This window comes from Sphingomonas sp. RB1R13 (assembly GCF_036663775.1).
GTDB lineage: Bacteria > Pseudomonadota > Alphaproteobacteria > Sphingomonadales > Sphingomonadaceae > Sphingomicrobium.
In genome coordinates this window covers 1-1,197 of sequence record NZ_JAXOJM010000070.1, presented here as the reverse complement: position 1 = coordinate 1,197, position 1,197 = coordinate 1, and the positions used below count along the sequence as shown (strand labels likewise).

At 65.7% G+C, this 1,197-nt stretch carries 1 protein-coding gene; it reads left to right on the top strand.

From position 1 onward, the window contains the following. The coding region (locus U1700_RS14950; RefSeq protein WP_332753471.1) for an alpha-D-glucose phosphate-specific phosphoglucomutase at positions 1-1,197 on the top strand (1,197 nt) is incomplete at both ends.

The following is a 1,197-nucleotide window of genomic DNA, read 5'->3' as shown; positions in this document are numbered from 1 at the left end:
CCGCGTCTTTCAGCAGCCCAATTATGCCGAGAACTTCATCCAGTCGACCTTCGACGCGTTGGGTGACGAGAAGACCGGCCAGACCCTGGTAATCGGTGGCGACGGCCGCTTCCTGAACCGCGAGGTGATCCAGGTCGCGATCCGCATGGCGGCGGCGAACGGCTTCGCCCGCGTCGTGGTCGGGCAGGGCGGCATCCTGTCGACGCCTGCCGCCAGCAACGTAATTCGTCAGCGCCAAGCCTTGGGCGGCCTGGTCCTGTCGGCCAGCCACAATCCCGGCGGCCCGGACGAAGATTTCGGCATCAAGTACAACATCTCTAACGGTGGTCCCGCACCCGAGAAGGTGACCGACGCGATCCATGCCAACACCAAGTCGATCAGCCGCTGGCTGACGGTGGAGGCCGACGACATCGACCTCGACGCGCTGGGCGAGGTGACGGTCGGCGACATGACGGTCGAGGTGATCGACTCGGTTGCCGACTATGCCGCGCTGATGGAGAGCCTGTTCGACTTCGCCGCGATCCGGAAGGCCGTCGAGGGCGGCTTCACCATGTCGTTCGACGCGATGAGCGCGGTGACCGGGCCTTACGCGACCGAAATCCTCGAAAAGCGACTGGGATTCGCGGCGGGCACCGTGAAGAACGGCACGCCGCTCCCCGATTTCGGTGGACATCATCCCGACCCCAATCTGGTCCATGCCAAGGAACTCTACGAACGGATGATGGCCCCCGACGCGCCCGATTTCGGTGCGGCTTCGGACGGGGACGGCGATCGCAACCTCATCATCGGGCGCGGGCGCTTCATCACGCCGTCGGACAGCCTGGCGATGCTGGCCGCGAACGCGCATCTGGCGCCCGCCTATGCCGGTGGCCTGAAGGGCATCGCTCGTTCGATGCCGACCAGTGCCGCCGCCGACCGCGTGGCCGAAAAGCTGGGCATCCCGGCATACGAGACCCCGACCGGCTGGAAGTTCTTCGGCAATTTGCTCGATGCGGGCATGGCGACGATCTGCGGCGAGGAGAGCGCTGGGACCGGCTCGGACCATGTCCGCGAGAAGGACGGGCTGTGGGCGGTGCTCCTCTGGCTCAACATCCTCGCCGCCTCGGGCAAGTCGGTGGACCAGATCGCGCGCGATCACTGGGCGACCTATGGCCGCAATTATTATGCGCGCCATGACTATGAGGGCGTCGAGAGCGA